This is a genomic window from Stenotrophomonas sp. YIM B13575 (assembly GCF_042787595.1).
GTDB lineage: Bacteria > Pseudomonadota > Gammaproteobacteria > Xanthomonadales > Xanthomonadaceae > Stenotrophomonas > Stenotrophomonas lactitubi_B.
Genome location: NZ_JBHZOP010000036.1, coordinates 1 through 15,159 on the forward strand (window position 1 = coordinate 1; position 15,159 = coordinate 15,159).

The following is a 15,159-nucleotide window of genomic DNA, read 5'->3' on the forward strand; positions in this document are numbered from 1 at the left end:
GCCGAGCCCATGCTCGGCTGCTTGCTGCCGGCCAGCCGAGCATGGGCTCGGCTCTACATGCATTCACAATTTGCTACACCGGCCCCGCTAGGCTGGTTTTCCACCGAACGTGGGCGGGTGACAAACCCGGCAACTTTCGGCACTGTCGCGGTGTCTGAACACCCTGCAGTCTCTCCCTTGGCAAGGCGCCTTCGAGCACGTCAATGAAATTCAAAGCCCCCGCATTCCTGATGGCCCTGGCGCTGGTCGCGCCGCTGGCGCTGGCGGCCAAGGCCGATTCGCCGGCGTTGCCGGCTGCCGCCACCGCCGATCAGGTGACCACCTCCAAGCTGGTGTACGGCCTGTTGTCCGACAGCCGCTACGCCTACCGCCCGCGTGCGCTCGATGAAGCCACCTCCAAGGATGTGTTCAAGCGCTACCTGGAGACGCTGGACGGCGGCAAGCAGTACTTCACCCAGGCCGACATCACCCGCTTCGCACCGTTCCAGGCCGGCATTGCCAACGCCATCCGCGGCGGCGAACTGGAGCCGGCGTTCCAGGTGTTCGCCGTCTACAAGCAGCGCGTCGGCGAGCGTGTGGCCTATGCGCGCAAGCTGCTCAAGCAGGAACCGGATTTCACCACCGACGAGCGCTTCGAGTATGACCGCAAGGACGTGCCGTGGGCCGCTTCCAATGCCGAGCTAGACGAGCTGTGGCGCAAGTCGGTGAAGAACGACTGGCTGCGCCTGAAGCTGGCCGGCAAGAAGTCCGATGACATCCGCAAGACGCTGGACAAGCGTTACGCCACCCTGGAAAAGTCGGTCAACGAGCTGAAGGGCGAAGACACCTTCCAGTTCTTCATGAACGCCTATACCAGCGCGGTTGATCCGCACACCGATTACTTCACTCCGCGTACCGCCGAGAACTTCAACCAGGCGATGTCGCTGTCGCTGGAAGGTATCGGCGCGCAGCTGCAGCGCCAGGACGATGTGGTGGTGATCCGCGAGATCATCGCCGGTGGTCCGGCGGCCGTGGACGGCACGCTGAAGCCGGGCGACCGCATCGTCGGCGTCGGCCAGGGCAAGTCCGGGCTGGTGGAAGATGTGATCGGCTGGCGCATCGATGATGTCGTGGCCAAGATCCGTGGCGCCAAGGACACCCAGGTGAAGCTGGAATTCATTCCGGCCGAAGCGGGCGTCGACGGCAAGCACCACACCCTGGTGCTGACCCGGCAGAAGGTGCGCCTGGCCGAACAGGCCGCCAAGGGCGAGACCATGACCATTCCGGCCGCCAATGGCGAGCCGGCGCGCAAGGTCGGCGTGATCAAGCTGCCGACCTTCTACCAGGATTTCGAAGGCCGTCGTCGCAACGCCGCCGACTATGCGTCGGCCACCCGCGACGTGGCCAAGCTGCTGGCCGGTTTCAAGACCGACAAGCTGGACGGCGTGGTGCTGGACCTGCGCAACAACGGTGGAGGTTCGCTGGATGAAGCGATCGAGCTGACCGGCCTGTTCATCGAACAGGGTCCGGTGGTGCAGGTGCGCGAATCCGGTGGCCGTGTCACCGTCAACAGCGACCGCAACCAGGGCGTGGCATGGGACGGCCCGCTGGCCGTGCTGATCAACCGTGGTTCGGCGTCGGCGTCGGAGATCTTCGCCGGTGCCATCCAGGACTACGGCCGCGGCCTGGTCATCGGTGAAACCAGCTTCGGCAAGGGCACCGTGCAGAACATCGTCGACCTGGACCGTTGGCCGAGTGGCGAAGCCCAGCGCTTTGGCCAGGTGAAGCTGACCATCGCCCAGTTCTTCCGCATCAGCGGCAGCAGCACCCAGCACAAGGGCGTGGTGCCGGACCTGGCGTTCCCGGCCAGCGTCGATGCCACCGAATTCGGCGAAAGCACCTACGACAATGCGCTGCCGTGGACCCGCATCGCCGCGGTGCCGCACACCCAGTACGGCAACTTCGCGCCGCTGTTGCCGAAGCTGGAAACGCGTCATGACTCGCGCATCGCCACCGACAAGGAATTCCAATGGTGGAACGAGGACGTGGAGCAGTTCCGTACCGAAGCGGCGAAGAAGTACGTTTCGCTGAATGAAGCGACCCGTCGTGCCGAGCGCGAGCGCCAGGACACCCAGCGCAAGCAGCGCCAGATCGTGCGCAAGGAACTGGGCCTGGCCCTGGACCCGCTGGCCGATGACAGCAGCGATGATGGCCTGACCGGCAACGAGCGCGACATCGTCAAGGATGCCGCCCGCGAGAAGGCCGCCGAGAAGCGCCCGGACCCGCTGCTGCGTGAATCGGCCTCGATCCTGGCCGACGCGGTGAACCTGCTGGAGGCCGACCGTCCGCTGTCGGCACAGGTGCTGCCGCAGTCCACCGCCGCAGGCCGCTGGGCCGACTGATTGACTGAGGAGGGGGCGGAGGGGTTTAAGTCGTTGGTGCCACAAGCGACTTAAACCCCTCCGTCCCCTTTTTGCATGAACCGGGAGCAACGGTGGCGGCCGGGCCAAGCAGTATCGACCCGGCGCACACGGGCAGGGGGCTACCCTCGGGCTACCGTCTTTGCAGGAGTACCCATGCGGGCCTCCCTCCTCTCCGCTTCCCTGTTGGCCGCCACCAGTGCCCTGGCATTGACCGCGTGCGGTGGCCGCGCCGCCGACAGCAGTCTGCTGCGGGAGTCCTTCGACTCCGGCGACACCTTCTCGCGCACCGTCGATGGGCGCCCGGCCGACGCCTGCGAGGCGGCACGGCGCACGTTGCTCAGCCAGGGCTATGCCATCGCACGGTCGGACGACGCGCAGGTGGAAGGCAACAAGAATTTCCAGCCGCGCGAGGATGACCACGAACAACTGGTGCTGCGTATCTCCTGTGCGCCGCGTGGCAGCCAGGCGCTGGTGTTCGTCAGCGCCGTGCAGGACCGTTATGCGCTGAAGAAGAGCCCGACCTCGGCCAGCGTCGGCGTGGGCGCGCTGGGCTCGGTGTCGCTGCCGTTCGGCAGCAATGACGACTCGCTGGTGAAAGTGGCCAGCAGCACGATCACCGATGCCGAATTCTATCGGCGCTTCTTCCAGCGCCTGCAGCAGTACCTGCCGGCGGCAGCGAAAGCAGAACCGCAACCGCAACCACAACCGGCCGCGTCGCCGCCTCCTGCCGGGCCTGAGCCCGAACCCGCGCCGGCAGCAACGGACCAGGGCTGAACGTGCGCGGCAGGGTGATGGTATGGGCCCTGCTGTTGGTCTGGCCCTTGAGCGCGCTGGCTGGGACGGCCGAGTGCAGCCAAGGCCTGCTGCAGCGGTTGGGCTGGCGCTTTGAAACTGCAGCCATCAGCACACCACAGGTGCAGGGCGGGCCGGTCTGTACGCGAGCCTCGCTGGCCGAAGCGCAGGCCGCCGGCGATCTACGCGTGCGCTTGCCGGAGACGTTGGCCGATGCGGACCGCCAGGCCCTGTTGCAGCAGCTGCTGGACGATCCGGTCACGGTCTGTGCCTACGCCTTCGAACTGGGCGCGGCGGTACAACGGGCCACGCAGGCACTGCAGGACAATGAGTCCTTCCGCTTCACCGGTGTGCAGCTGGGCTGGATCGGCTTTGGCGCTCGTGGTGCTCCGGCACAGGGATGGCAGCGGGTACGCAGCTTCGGCCGCGGCTATGTGCCTGCCGCCAGCAACAGCCGCGCACTGGATGCGTTCTACACCGGCCGGGTGCGTGCCGAGTGCGGTGTCGGCCGTCAGGTCGCGCAGCTGGCTACGCAGCGCGAGCTGTACGGCGATGCGGCCTTCGATGCGGAATTCGCGCCGGGGGAGCTGTCCATCGGCACCTTCCTGGGTCTGCACGACACCGACAGCATCCTGCTGGGCGCACAGGCTGGCCAGTTCCTGGCCGACGGCAAGGCCGTGCGCACGTCGGCGATGGGGCGGCAGGCATTCGTCGGATTGCCCGGCTTCATCGAACACGTATTCGACAAAGGCACGCTGGACGACCTCAGCAACCAGGCGGAGAACTTCGTCGTGGTGGCGGTGGGCGAGGGGGCCGCGCGAGCCTTGGCAGAACACGGCGGCCTGGCCTGGTACGACCAGCGCAATCGTGCCCTGTGGCAGTTGGCGCAGGGCATTCCGCGTGTCGGCCAACGCTATTTCGAGCGGCTGCTGTACGAGCGCGATCCGGCCCTGCGTGCGCAGCTGGCCCCGCGCTATCGCGACGTCGTGCAGCAGATGGACCAGTTGCTGGACGATGCGTTCTACCAGCAGTTCGTGATCTACGTGCACCCACGCGGTATACGTCCTGTCGGCTATCACATCATCCGCCTGCTCGACCGCAATCCGCGCACGCCGTTTTCCATCGACCTGGCGTTGCACAATCTGCATACCACGCTCTACCGGCGTTGGCGCGAGGCGCAGCTGCGCCACTGCGCGACGACCGGCCGGCCAGGCAGCCTGACTTCCGACAACAACTGAAGGTGAAACAATGGATATTGCAATGATCGGCCTCGGCCGCATGGGCGCCAACATGGCCCAGCGCCTGCACCGCGGCGGCCACCGCGTGGTTGGCTACGACCCGGGCGAGGGCGCCCGCCAGCGCGCCGCCGAGGCCGGCCTGGAAGTAGTGGATTCGCTGGCCGCCGCAGTGGCCGCGCTGCCGGTGCCGCGCGTGGTGTGGCTGATGGTGCCGGCCGGCGAGACCGTGGACCAGACGCTGGGGCAGTTGAGCCCGCACCTGGCCGAAGGTGACATCGTCATTGACGGTGGCAACTCCAACTACCAGGACTCGATCCGTCGCGCCAAGGCGCTGGCCGAAGATGACCTGGGCTACGTGGACTGCGGCACCAGCGGCGGCGTGTGGGGCCTGCAGGAAGGCTACAGCCTGATGGTGGGTGGCGATGCCGCGGTGGTCGAACAGATCGCACCGCTGCTGCGCACGCTGGCCCCGGCGGAAGACCGCGGCTGGGCGCGCGTCGGCCCGTCCGGCGCAGGCCACTTCACCAAGATGGTCCACAACGGCATCGAGTACGGAATGATGCAGGCCTACGCCGAAGGCTTCGCGCTGATGGAGCGCAAGCAGGAGATGGAACTGGACCTGGCGCAGGTGGCCGAGGTGTGGCGCCACGGCAGCGTGGTGCGTTCGTGGCTGCTGGACCTGAGCACCGAAGCCCTCAAGCGCAACCCCTCGCTGGATGGCATCGCACCGTACGTGGAGGATTCCGGCGAAGGCCGCTGGACCGTCGCCGAAGCGATTGCGCTGGACGTACCGGCACCGGTGATCACCCTGTCGCTGCTCGAACGCCTGCGTTCGCGCGAGTCGAACTCGTTCACCGACCGCCTGCTGTCAGCGATGCGCAACGAATTCGGCGGCCACGCCATCAAGAAGTCGTAAGTACCGGCGCCGGGGTCGGATCCCTTTCCGCAGGGAAGGGCTCTGACCCCGTAACTGAAAGCCTTCTTTGATCGTTTCGACGTCATCCACGCATGGCGTGGATCTACTGTCAGCCATCGTCCGTCCGCATGGGTCACGCATGGGGTCAGAGCCCGTTGCCAAGCAACGTGATCCGACCCCGGCAGATCGCGTGACCCCGCCATCCCTCAGCAGCCCAGCTTTTGACGTTGCCGTTGCCGTTGCCTCGGCGGGTGCAGGGCGCAGCCCTGCCGATCACCCCAACCGAACCCGCCGTCCCTCGCGCGCACTCTCCATCCCCGCCTGCAGCAACCGCATCACCTGCAGCGCCTGCTGCGCGCTGACCGTCGGCTCACCCTCGCCCCGCATCGCCGCTGCGAAGTCGGCATACAGGCGCCGGTAATCACCGGGCAGGTTGTCCACGGTGCAGCGCTGCACGTTGTCCTCCGCATCGCAGTGCAGCAGTTCGCCGTGGCGCGGATCGATGCCCCAGCCCGGCGCGCCTGGCGCAACGCCGCGACGCAGCTGCGCCTCCTGCACGTCCAGGCCATGCTTGATCCAGCTGGCACGCGTGCCATGCACCGCGAAACGGGGGGCAGGCGCAGCGACCAGTGAACCGGCGTGCACGATCGCGCGATGGCGCGGGTAGTGCAGCACCGCATGAAAATAGTCGACGCCGCTGCCGCCTTCGCGCTGCACGGCAAGGTCCGCATCGATCGCCTGCGGACAGCCGAACAGCACCAGCATCTGGTCCAGCAGGTGCGGCCCCAGGTCGTACCACAGGCCGCTGCCCGGCCCCTCCTGCTCGCGCCAGCGTTCGCGCACCTGCGGGCGGTAGCGGTCGAAATGCGCGTGGCATTCGGCGATGTCACCGAGCGTGCCGTCGGCAAGCAGCGCCTGCAGGGTCAGGAAGTCCGCATCGAAGCGCCGGTTCTGGAACACGGTGGCGATGCGTCCAGCTTCGCGCGCTGCGGCCAGCACCTGCTCGGCTTCGTCCACGGTCACCGCGAATGGTTTATCCACCAGCACATGCTTGCCGGCGGCCAGCGCGGCGATGGCCAACGGCGCGTGCTGTTCGTTCGGCGTGGCAATCACCACCGCATCCACCGCAGGGTCATCGAAGACCTCCTGCGCGGTAGCGCGTACGTGGACGTCGCTGAAGGTGCGCAGCAGCGTATCGCGCTGCGAACTGACGACACTGTGCAGGGCCAGCCCCGGCGTGTGCTGGATCAGCGGGGCGTGGAAGACACGGCCGGCCAGGCCGTAGCCGATCAGGGCCAGTTGCAGCTCGGGGCGCATGGGAAGACTCCGCGCGGATCGGAAAGTACAGGACAGGAACCTCAGGGTAAACGAGATGACTGCGCGCCCGGAAGCTGAACCGTTCCCGCTGCAGGTATGCCCATTCACGTGAGCATGACCGCAGCGCCACGTCTGCACTACAAGCACTTGGCGACACTGGGCGCACCAACCAGTAGGAGAACCACACGATGAGCACCACGACCCGTACGCTGTTGGCTTCCGCCCTCACCCTGGGCCTGGCGCTGTCCTCCTCGGCCGCATTCGCCCAGGACGCCGCAGCGAAGAGCCCGCCGAAAACCGATCATTCGGCGATGACCCATGCCGACCGCCATGATTCCAACGAGCCGGTCACCGACAGCTGGATCACCACCAAGGTCAAGGCCGATCTGCTCGCCAGCAGCAATGTGCCGGGTACCGAAGTGAAGGTGGAGACGGTCAATGGCGTGGTCAGCCTGAGTGGCACCGTTGCCACCAAGGCCGAGCATGACAAGGCCATCGCCACCGCCAAGGGCATCAAGGGCGTGACCCGCGTTGATGCCGCCGCGCTGAAGGTCAGTGCCGCCAAGAAGCGCTGATCGACACCGCAGGTTGCCAGCAGGGGCGCTCCCACGGGGGCGCCCCTGTTTTTGTAGCGTCGGGCCTGCGCGATGCCTGCGGATGGGCGCCCCGCCGAACGACCCATTACCCCAGAGATGTGACCGGCTGCGCTATATTGCCGGTTCCGCCGTGGCTGATCCTGCCCGGATCGCTCTCCCCGGCTGAGCTGACGAGGAACTATGGCGCTGGTTTTCAGTGATGACATCTGGGATCGCTGGCGACTGCCTGCTTTGGCACTGGCAGCGGCAGCCATCATCGTGGTCCCGTGGTTGACCCTGCGCAAACTGCAGCAGGACAACGAGCTGGCGATGGGCTGGGTGACCCATACCCAGCAGGTGACCGTAGCCCTGCAGCAGCTGCAGACCGACGTGCGCGACATCGAATCGGCTGCGTTGACGCTGTCCAAGGGCGTGGATGCGCCGGGCCTACGCGAGCGCATGGCCAAGGCCAACGACATCCCCGAGCGCCTGGCCGAACTGGGCCGGATGACCCGCGACAATCCCGACCAGCTGATCCGCATCGGCCGCATCCAGTCGATGCTGGAAGGCCGTATGGGGGTTGCGCGTGAGCTGGCGAAGTCCGAGCCCAACAGTGACCAGCGCGAGCTGGTGCAGGACCTGAGCACGCGCTATCCGATCCGCGGCCTGGTGGAAGAACTGCAGGCCAGCGAGGAAGCGCTGCTGGCCCAGCGCGCCGCCCAGGCGGAGCGACAGAAGCGGCAGACCAACTTCGTCTCGTGGAGCTCGCTGCTGGTACAGCTGGCGCTGCTCGGCCTGGTGCTGTGGCTGCTGCAACGACAGATTGGCCGCCGCCTGCAGGCTGAACGACAGTCGCAGCGCGCCGCTGCGCGCGCGGCATCGGTGCTGCAGACCGTGCGTGAACCGATCGTGCTGCTGGATCGCGAGCTGCGCGTGCAGCTGCACAATCCCGCGTTTTCCGAGTTGTACGGGCTGCAGGATGAGCGTGCCGATGGCCTGCTGCTGGAAAACGTAGGCGACGGCGCATGGCGTGACCCGGTGGTTCGCCAGCGTCTGGCCGACGTATTGCTGCGCGGTCGCGAACTGTGGGATTTCGAACACGAACAACGCACCGTCGACGGCATGTCCCGCTACATGCTGCTCAACGCGCGGCGCATGCCGCTGCCTGACACCGACGATGAAGTGGTGCTGCTGACCGTCAGCGACGTGACCGTGCAGCGTGCGGTGCAGACACGCGTCGAAGAGTTGAATCGGCAGCTGGAAGGCAAGGTTGCCCAGGTCTCGGAGGTCAACCGCGAGCTGGAAGCGTTCAGCTACTCGGTGTCGCACGACCTGCGTGCGCCGCTGCGCCATGTCGCCGGTTTCTCGGACAAGCTGTCGCGCCATCTGGGCGAGGCGGCTGACGAGAAGAGCCAGCACTACCTTGGGGTGATCTCCGGTTCAGCGCGGCGCATGGCCACGTTGATCGACGACCTGCTGGTCTATTCGCGGCTGGGCCGCGCAGCGATGCGCCAACAGACCGTGGACATGCAGTCGCTGGTGGCCGATACGCGCGCGATGCTCGACGCGAACGTGCAGAGCGAAGCCGAGAGCAGCGGCCATGCCCATCAGGTGGAGTGGAGCATCGCGCCGCTGCCGATCGTGGTGGGCGACGAAAACATGCTGCGCCAGGTCTGGCTGAACCTGCTGGGCAACGCGGTGAAATACTCGGCCAACCGCGAGCCGGCGAAGGTCCGCGTGGACTACCAGCAGCAGCCCGATGGCGGTCATCAGTTCACGGTCAGCGACAATGGTGCAGGCTTTGACATGGCCTACGCCGGCAAGTTGTTCGGCGTTTTCCAGCGCCTGCACAAGGCCAGCGACTATCCCGGCACCGGTATCGGCCTGGCCAGCGTACGCAGGGTGCTGACCCGCCATGGCGGCCGCATCTGGGCCGAAGCCGCACCGGATGCCGGCGCCACCTTCCACTTCTATCTTCCCCCCGTGCTCGACGCGGACAAACAGGGCCCCATCGCATGACGACGCTGCGCACCATCCTCCTTGCCGAAGACAGCCCGGCCGACGCCGAAATGGCGATCGATGCGCTGCAGGAAGCGCGGCTGGCCAATCCCATCGTGCACGTCGAAGACGGCGTGGAAGTGATGGATTACCTGCTGCGCCGTGGCGCCTTCGCCAGCCGCGAGGAAGGCCTGCCGGCGGTGCTGCTGCTGGACATCAAGATGCCGCGCATGGATGGCCTGGAAGTGCTGCGGCAGATCCGCGAACACGATGAGCTGAAGCGGTTGCCGGTGGTGATCCTGTCCTCCTCGCGCGAGGAAAGCGACCTGGCCCGCAGCTGGGACATGGGCGTGAACGCGTATGTGGTCAAGCCGGTGGACGTGGACCAGTTCTTCGGCGCCGTGCAGACCCTGGGCAAGTTCTGGGCACTGATCAACCAGGCTCCGGAGATCGAGTAGGCCCATGCCCCTGACCGGTCCCGCGCTCGGCGCCCTACGCATCCTGCTGGTGGAAGATTCCCCCGAGGATGCCGAGCTGATGTCCGAACAGATGCTCGATGCAGGCCTTGAGGCCACGTTCGAGCGTGTCGAGAGTGCGGACGACCTGCGCCATGCGCTGGCGCGCTTCCAGCCGGACATCGTGCTGTCCGACCTGAGCATGCCAGGCTTCTCCGGCGACGACGCGCTGCGCATCGTGCGCGACGCGTTGCCGGACGTGCCCTTCATCTTCGTCTCCGGCACCATGGGCGAAGAGAATGCGGTGGCGGCCCTGCAGAAGGGCGCCAACGATTACATCATCAAGCACCAGCCGGCACGCCTGCCGTCGGCCGTGGCGCGCGCGGTGCGTGAGGCACGCAGCGCCATCGAGCGCTCGCGGGTGGAAACCGAGCTGATGCGCGCGCAGCGGCTGGAAAGCCTGTCGTTGCTGGCGGCGGGTCTGAGTCACGATCTGCGCAACATCCTGCAGCCGCTGCTGATCATGCCGGACCTGCTGAAGGCGCGTACCGAAGATCCGCAACTGCACCACCTGGCCGATGTGATCGCCGAGTGCGGTCGCCGTGGCCATGAGATGGCCGAATCGATGCTGTCGTTCGTGCGTGGGTCGCGCAAGGCCAGCGAGCGCATCCACATCGATGACCTGTTCCAGGCCGTGGCGCTGCTGTTGCGCAGCAACGTGCCCGATGGCGTCCGCCTGGACCTTGTGGTCGAGGATGAGGGGCTGGTGGTCGATGCCAACTACACCGAATTGCAGCAGGTGCTGTTGAACCTGGCGCTCAACGCGATCCAGGCGATGCCTGATGGCGGCAACCTGAGTCTGACCGCCAGCCATGGCGGCCAGCGCGATGGCGAGGACTGGCTGCGCATCGCGGTGGTCGATGAAGGCACCGGCATGGATGCGGACACGCTGTCGCATCTGTTCAATCCGTTCTTCACCACCAAGGCCGATGGCACCGGGCTGGGCCTGATTTCCTGCAAGCGCATCGTTGAAGGCGCCGGTGGCAGCATCCACGTCAACAGCCAGCTGGGGCAGGGCACCTGCTTCGAGCTGCGCTTGCCGATGCATGCCAGCGCCGAGGGCGGCGAACCGATCGAACAACTGGTGGCGCTGGGCAGTGGCCAGTCGATCCTGGTGGTCGATGGTGAAGCCACGCGCCTGTCGCTGCTGGGCAATGCGCTGTCCAGCCAGGGCTATCAGCTGCAGCTGGCCTCCGATGGCCCGGCCGCACTGCGCTGGATGCAGCAGGAGGCGATGCCGGCGCTGGTGATTGCCGATGCCGGCTCCAAGCTGTTGTCGGCCAGCCAGCTGCTGGGCGAGATGGCCACGCTCGGATACCGGGGCCCGGCACTGGTGCTGGAAGATGCTGCCGGGGAAATGCCGGCAGATGTGTTCCCCGCCGGCATCGAGGTGCACCTGCTGCGCAAGCCGCTGCAGATGCAGCAGGTGTTCCGCGCGGTGGCCGACGCGCTGGGCTGACGTCGAGGGAACGCCGTAGAGCCGAGCCCATGCTCGGCTGCTGTCTGCATCGGCTGTGTCTACCGAGCATGGGCTCGGCTCTACAGGTGTGCAGCGGCGGCGTTTCAGCCCGGGCGATCCGTCGTTTCCCACGGAAACCGTGGCAGGCTTTCCACCGCCTGTTCCAGCCGCCGCGACCAGTTCTGATGGATGTCGGCGTATAGCGCTGAATCGGCGCCCAGCCGCAGCTGCTGGCTGATCCGCAGTTCGCCGGCGCGCAGCAGCGCCAGGTCGACTGGCAGGCCCACCGACAGGTTGGAGCGGATGGTGGAATCCAGGGACACGATCGCGGTGCGTGCGGCATCCTCCAGGCGCGTGGACGGGGTCAGGATGCGGTCCAGGATCGGCTTGCCGTACTTGGATTCACCGATCTGCAGATAGGGTGTCTCCGGCGAGGCGGCGATGGCGTTGCCCAGTGGGTAGACCATGTACAGGCCGGGCTGTTCGCCGGCAATCTGCCCGCCGAAGATCAGCGTCGCCTGGGTGTTCACCCCGTCATGGCCGTGTTCGGTGTGCTGGCTCTGCACCTGGCTGTCCACCAGCAGGGAGCCGACGTAGGCCGCCGCCTCGAACAGATGGGCCATGTCGCGCAGGTTCGGCGTGCGCCGCTCCTCGGCATCGCGCTTCAGCCGCGACACCAGCAGCTGGGTCGTGGCCAGGTTGCCGGCGGCCATCACCACGTAGGCGGCCTGGCCGGGATATTCGAACACGTGCAGTTTGCGGTGCACGCGGACATCGTCCAGCGCGGCATTGGTGCGGGTGTCGGCGGCGAAGACCAGGCCCTCGTCCACCTCGATTCCAACGCAATAGGTCATGTCGGTGCCCTATCATATGCGTCCCGGATTGTAGGCAGGCCGTTGTGACGATGGCATGCCCGCGCTCCACCTGATTGCCGTCACCGGAACCGCATGACCACCGTGCTCCTGAGCCTGGGCAGCAACGTCCACCCCCGCCGCTACCTCCACGCTGCGGTGGCGGCCCTGCGCGAGCGCTTTGGTGCGCTGCAGGTGTCTGCCGCCTACCGTACCGCCGCCGTCGGTTTCGAGGGTCCGGCCTTCCTCAACAATGGCGTTGCCATCGAGACCGACCTGCCGCTGCAGGAACTGGATGACTGGCTGCATGCGCTGGAAGATGCGCACGGTCGTGACCGCAGCGGTCCGCGTTTCTCCGACCGGACCCTGGATGTCGACGTGGTGTTCTATGGCGACCTGGTGGTGGAAGGCCCCGGCCATCTGCGCATTCCGCGCCCGGAACTGAAACATGCCTTCGTGCTGAAGCCGCTGGCTGATATCGCCCCGGATTTCATCGATCCGGTCAGCGGCCTGGACCTGGCCACGTTGTGGCGCGCACACAAGCAGCATGGCGAAGCGTTCGAGACGGTCGAGCTGGACCCCGACGCGCTGGATTGACCCGACGCAGCCCCCCATGGGGTGGCTCTACAGTAGAGCCACCCCATGGGGGGCTGAACGATCAACTCACCGTACGCCCACCATCCACGCGCAGGGTGTGGCCGGTGACGAAGCTGGCCTCGGCCGCCAGCCAGTACACCGCTTCGGCGATTTCCTCGACCGTGCCGATCCGCGCCAGCGGCGTGCGCGCCAGCAGCGCCTCGCGGGCGAAATCGTCCTTGCCCTGTTCCGGCCACAGGATCGCACCGGGCGCCACTGCATTCACCCGCACCTTCGGCGCCAGTTCCAGCGCCAGCGAGCGGGTCGCCATCTCCAGCGCCGCCTTGGCCATCGTGTAGGCGATGTGGTTGGGCATCGGGTCGGTGCCGTGCAGGTCGGTCAGGTTGACGATGCAGCCGTGCTGGCGGCGCAGGTACGGCGCGGCGGCCTGGGCCAGCAGCAGCGGTGCGCGCGCGTTGACCGCGTACAGCTCGTCCATCGCCTCGGCGGTGACCTGGCCGAGCGGGGTGGGGAAGAAGTTGGAGGCGTTGTTGACCAGCGCATCGAGGCGGCCGAAGTGGGTCACTGCCTGCTCGACCAGATCGGCCAGGGCGTCGGCGTCGCGCAGGTCGGCCTGCAACGCCAGCACGCTGCCGGGGCGCTCGTTGTCCAGGTTGAAGGCGGCCTGCTGCAGTTCGGCGCTGGAGGTATGGGCGTGCAGCACCACCGACCAGCCACAGGCGTGGAACTGGCGGGCGATGGCCGCGCCGATCCGGCGCGCGCTGCCGGTGATCAGGGCCACGGGGGCGGTGTCACTCATCGAGGGTCCTCCAAGGCTCGGCTATCCTGTGCACCATTGTCACCGCATTCGAAGACGCCATGCAGCCTACCTTCCCCCTGCCCGAAGCCGATGCCCTGGCCCACAGCGACCAGCTGGCCGCCGCCCTGCGTGCCGAGATACTCGCACAGGGCGGGGCGATGCCGTTCTCCCGCTTCATGGAGCTGTGCCTGTACACGCCGGGCTGGGGTTACTACAGCGCCGGTGCCAGCAAATTCGGCGGCAGTGGCGATTTCACCACCGCACCCGAGCTGGGCAGCCTGTTCGCCGGCAGCGTGGCCAATGCACTGGCGCCGGTGTTCGGCCAGCTTGATGCACAGGCACGGATGCTGGAACTGGGTGGCGGCACCGGTGCCTTCGCCGAGGCGGTGCTGCTGCGCCTGGCCGAGCTGGACGCATTGCCAGCCCGCTACGCGATCCTCGAACCCAGCGCGGACCTGCGCCAGCGCCAGCAGGAGCGCCTGCAGCAGAACCTGCCGCCCGAGCTGGCCGGCCGGGTGGAATGGCTGGATCGTCCGTTCGAGGACGACTGGGACGGCGTGGTGTTCGCCAATGAGGTGATCGATGCGCTGCCGACACCGCGCTTCCTGATCAAGGACGGCGAGGTGTACGAGGAAACCGTCGAGCTGGACGGGCAGGGCAACTTCATCCGTGGCGCGCAGCCGGCCGACCTGCTGCTCAACGGCGCGGTGCGCCATCTCGAACGCTACCTGGAAAAGCCCTTTGCCGACGGCTACCGTTCCGAGGTGCTGCCGCAGCTGCCGTATTGGTTGCAGGCAGTGGCCGGCGGCCTGCGCCGTGGCGCGATGCTGTTCGTGGATTACGGCTACAACCGGGGCGAGTTCTACCAGGAAGAGCGCGATGATGGCACCGTACGCGCGTTCTACCGCCACCACGTGCACAACGAGATCCATCGTTGGCCGGGCCTGCAGGACATCACCGCATCGGTCGATTTCACTGCCATGGCCGAGGCCGGCCTGCACGGCGGTTTCGACCTGGCCGGCTACTGCAGCCAGGCCAGTTTCCTGCTCGGCAACGGCCTGGACCAGGTACTGACCCTGGCCGAGGAGCGCACCGATGAAGTGGGCCGCATCCAGCTGCGCGACCAGGTGAAGAAGCTGACCCTGCCAACGGAGATGGGCGAGCGTTTCCAGGCCATTGGCCTGCAGCGCGACGTTGATTTCGAACCGGCGTTCGAACTGGGCGATCTGAGCTGGCGCCTGTGAGTGCAGCGTTGCCGGTGATCAAGCCGCTGCGGCGGCCACGCCTGTGGAGCGCGCTGTGGATGTTGGCGGTGCTGACGGTGATCGTGGTCTGCCTGATTCCGCCGCCGCCGATTCCGCTGCCGGAAAACAGCGACAAGGGTGAGCACTTCCTGGCCTATTTCATCCTGGCCGGCAGCGCGGTGCAGCTGTTCCGGCGTGGCCGTCCGCTGCTGTGGGTGGGGGCTGGCCTGGTGCTGATGGGCATCGGCATCGAATTTGCGCAGGGCGCGTTGACCAGCAACCGCATGGCCGATCCGATGGATGCGGTGGCCAACACCATCGGCGTGTTGGCGGGGATGGCCACCGCATTGACCCCGCTGCGCGACATCCTGTTGCGCTGGCGGGGGTAACGTTCCTGTAGAGCCGAGCCCATGCTCGGCTTGCCGATTGAAAAGCAGCCGAGCATGGGCTCGGCTC

14 protein-coding genes are annotated in these 15,159 nt (G+C 66.8%); 11 read left to right on the forward strand and 3 right to left on the reverse strand.

The genetic code is table 11. The features are described from left to right. Positions 1–203: 203 nt before the first annotated feature. The 4 genes from ACFX4F_RS07295 to gnd all read left to right on the forward strand — a co-directional run bounded on the left by ACFX4F_RS07295 (position 204) and on the right by gnd (position 5,348). Positions 204–2,381 carry a carboxy terminal-processing peptidase gene (locus ACFX4F_RS07295; RefSeq protein ID WP_380653658.1) on the forward strand — a complete coding sequence of 726 codons (2,178 nt, stop codon included), beginning with the start codon at positions 204–206 and terminating at the stop codon, positions 2,379–2,381. Positions 2,382–2,555: 174 nt separating this feature from the next. Beyond that, entirely contained in the window at positions 2,556–3,176 is a 621-nt protein-coding gene (locus ACFX4F_RS07300; protein ID WP_099820916.1) for a DUF2242 domain-containing protein, read from the forward strand. A gap of 17 nt (positions 3,177–3,193) precedes the next feature. Beyond that, on the forward strand, positions 3,194–4,432 hold the full coding sequence (locus ACFX4F_RS07305) for a hypothetical protein (RefSeq protein WP_380653677.1): 1,239 nt from the start codon (positions 3,194–3,196) through the stop codon (positions 4,430–4,432). A gap of 10 nt (positions 4,433–4,442) precedes the next feature. Continuing rightward, complete coding sequence (gnd, locus tag ACFX4F_RS07310; RefSeq protein ID WP_099820918.1) at positions 4,443–5,348, forward strand: phosphogluconate dehydrogenase (NAD(+)-dependent, decarboxylating); 906 nt, start codon at positions 4,443–4,445, stop codon at positions 5,346–5,348. Positions 5,349–5,621: 273 nt separating this feature from the next. Here the strand turns inward: gnd and ACFX4F_RS07315 are convergent, their stop codons facing one another. Then, on the reverse strand, positions 5,622–6,665 hold the full coding sequence (locus ACFX4F_RS07315) for an oxidoreductase (protein WP_380653663.1): 1,044 nt from the start codon (positions 6,663–6,665) through the stop codon (positions 5,622–5,624). A 188-nt stretch (positions 6,666–6,853) separates the two neighbouring features. Here ACFX4F_RS07315 and ACFX4F_RS07320 point away from each other — a divergent pair, with 188 nt between their 5' ends. The 4 genes from ACFX4F_RS07320 (at position 6,854) to ACFX4F_RS07335 (ending at position 11,212) form a co-directional block, all read left to right on the forward strand. Continuing rightward, positions 6,854–7,240 (forward strand): BON domain-containing protein, encoded by a 387-nt coding sequence (locus tag ACFX4F_RS07320; RefSeq protein ID WP_099820920.1) that lies wholly within the window; start codon positions 6,854–6,856, stop codon positions 7,238–7,240. Between the two features lie 201 nt (positions 7,241–7,441). Continuing rightward, positions 7,442–9,259: an ATP-binding protein gene (locus ACFX4F_RS07325; protein ID WP_099820921.1), complete on the forward strand. Its 1,818-nt coding sequence runs from the start codon at positions 7,442–7,444 to the stop codon at positions 9,257–9,259. After that, complete coding sequence (locus ACFX4F_RS07330) at positions 9,256–9,696, forward strand: response regulator (RefSeq protein WP_025878695.1); 441 nt, start codon at positions 9,256–9,258, stop codon at positions 9,694–9,696. The genes ACFX4F_RS07325 and ACFX4F_RS07330 overlap by 4 nt, the downstream gene beginning before the upstream one ends. A gap of 4 nt (positions 9,697–9,700) precedes the next feature. Then, on the forward strand, positions 9,701–11,212 hold the full coding sequence (locus tag ACFX4F_RS07335) for an ATP-binding protein (protein ID WP_380653668.1): 1,512 nt from the start codon (positions 9,701–9,703) through the stop codon (positions 11,210–11,212). 104 nt (positions 11,213–11,316) lie between these two features. On the opposite strand, the gene ACFX4F_RS07340 is transcribed toward ACFX4F_RS07335, so the two are convergent. After that, positions 11,317–12,066 carry a 20S proteasome subunit A/B gene (locus ACFX4F_RS07340; protein WP_346579303.1) on the reverse strand — a complete coding sequence of 250 codons (750 nt, stop codon included), beginning with the start codon at positions 12,064–12,066 and terminating at the stop codon, positions 11,317–11,319. Positions 12,067–12,159: 93 nt separating this feature from the next. Here ACFX4F_RS07340 and folK point away from each other — a divergent pair, with 93 nt between their 5' ends. Then, positions 12,160–12,660, forward strand: a complete 501-nt coding sequence (folK, locus tag ACFX4F_RS07345; protein WP_099820924.1) for a 2-amino-4-hydroxy-6-hydroxymethyldihydropteridine diphosphokinase — start codon at positions 12,160–12,162, stop codon at positions 12,658–12,660. Positions 12,661–12,721: 61 nt separating this feature from the next. On the opposite strand, the gene ACFX4F_RS07350 is transcribed toward folK, so the two are convergent. Then, entirely contained in the window at positions 12,722–13,459 is a 738-nt protein-coding gene (locus ACFX4F_RS07350; protein ID WP_099820925.1) for a pteridine reductase, read from the reverse strand. Between the two features lie 59 nt (positions 13,460–13,518). On the opposite strand from ACFX4F_RS07350, the gene ACFX4F_RS07355 reads away from it, so the two are divergent. Together ACFX4F_RS07355 and ACFX4F_RS07360 are read left to right on the forward strand one after the other, a co-directional pair. After that, a complete protein-coding gene (locus ACFX4F_RS07355; RefSeq protein WP_099820926.1) occupies positions 13,519–14,703 on the forward strand; it encodes a class I SAM-dependent methyltransferase in 1,185 nt (394 codons plus the stop codon). Then, positions 14,700–15,092, forward strand: a complete 393-nt coding sequence (locus tag ACFX4F_RS07360; RefSeq protein WP_380653674.1) for a VanZ family protein — start codon at positions 14,700–14,702, stop codon at positions 15,090–15,092. The genes ACFX4F_RS07355 and ACFX4F_RS07360 overlap by 4 nt, the downstream gene beginning before the upstream one ends. Positions 15,093–15,159: the final 67 nt, after the last annotated feature.

Excerpts from the sequence above, each read along its gene's own strand:
- ACFX4F_RS07295 (WP_380653658.1), top strand. The coding sequence starts at position 204 with ATGAAATTCAAAGCCCCCGCATTCCTGATGGCCCTGGCGCTGGTCGCG.
- ACFX4F_RS07300 (WP_099820916.1), top strand. The coding sequence starts at position 2,556 with ATGCGGGCCTCCCTCCTCTCCGCTTCCCTGTTGGCCGCCACCAGTGCC.
- ACFX4F_RS07305 (WP_380653677.1), top strand. The coding sequence starts at position 3,194 with ATGGTATGGGCCCTGCTGTTGGTCTGGCCCTTGAGCGCGCTGGCTGGG.
- gnd (WP_099820918.1), top strand. The coding sequence starts at position 4,443 with ATGGATATTGCAATGATCGGCCTCGGCCGCATGGGCGCCAACATGGCC.
- ACFX4F_RS07315 (WP_380653663.1), bottom strand. The coding sequence starts at position 6,665 with ATGCGCCCCGAGCTGCAACTGGCCCTGATCGGCTACGGCCTGGCCGGC.
- ACFX4F_RS07320 (WP_099820920.1), top strand. The coding sequence starts at position 6,854 with ATGAGCACCACGACCCGTACGCTGTTGGCTTCCGCCCTCACCCTGGGC.
- ACFX4F_RS07325 (WP_099820921.1), top strand. The coding sequence starts at position 7,442 with ATGGCGCTGGTTTTCAGTGATGACATCTGGGATCGCTGGCGACTGCCT.
- ACFX4F_RS07330 (WP_025878695.1), top strand. The coding sequence starts at position 9,256 with ATGACGACGCTGCGCACCATCCTCCTTGCCGAAGACAGCCCGGCCGAC.
- ACFX4F_RS07335 (WP_380653668.1), top strand. The coding sequence starts at position 9,701 with ATGCCCCTGACCGGTCCCGCGCTCGGCGCCCTACGCATCCTGCTGGTG.
- ACFX4F_RS07340 (WP_346579303.1), bottom strand. The coding sequence starts at position 12,066 with ATGACCTATTGCGTTGGAATCGAGGTGGACGAGGGCCTGGTCTTCGCC.
- folK (WP_099820924.1), top strand. The coding sequence starts at position 12,160 with ATGACCACCGTGCTCCTGAGCCTGGGCAGCAACGTCCACCCCCGCCGC.
- ACFX4F_RS07350 (WP_099820925.1), bottom strand. The coding sequence starts at position 13,459 with ATGAGTGACACCGCCCCCGTGGCCCTGATCACCGGCAGCGCGCGCCGG.
- ACFX4F_RS07355 (WP_099820926.1), top strand. The coding sequence starts at position 13,519 with ATGCAGCCTACCTTCCCCCTGCCCGAAGCCGATGCCCTGGCCCACAGC.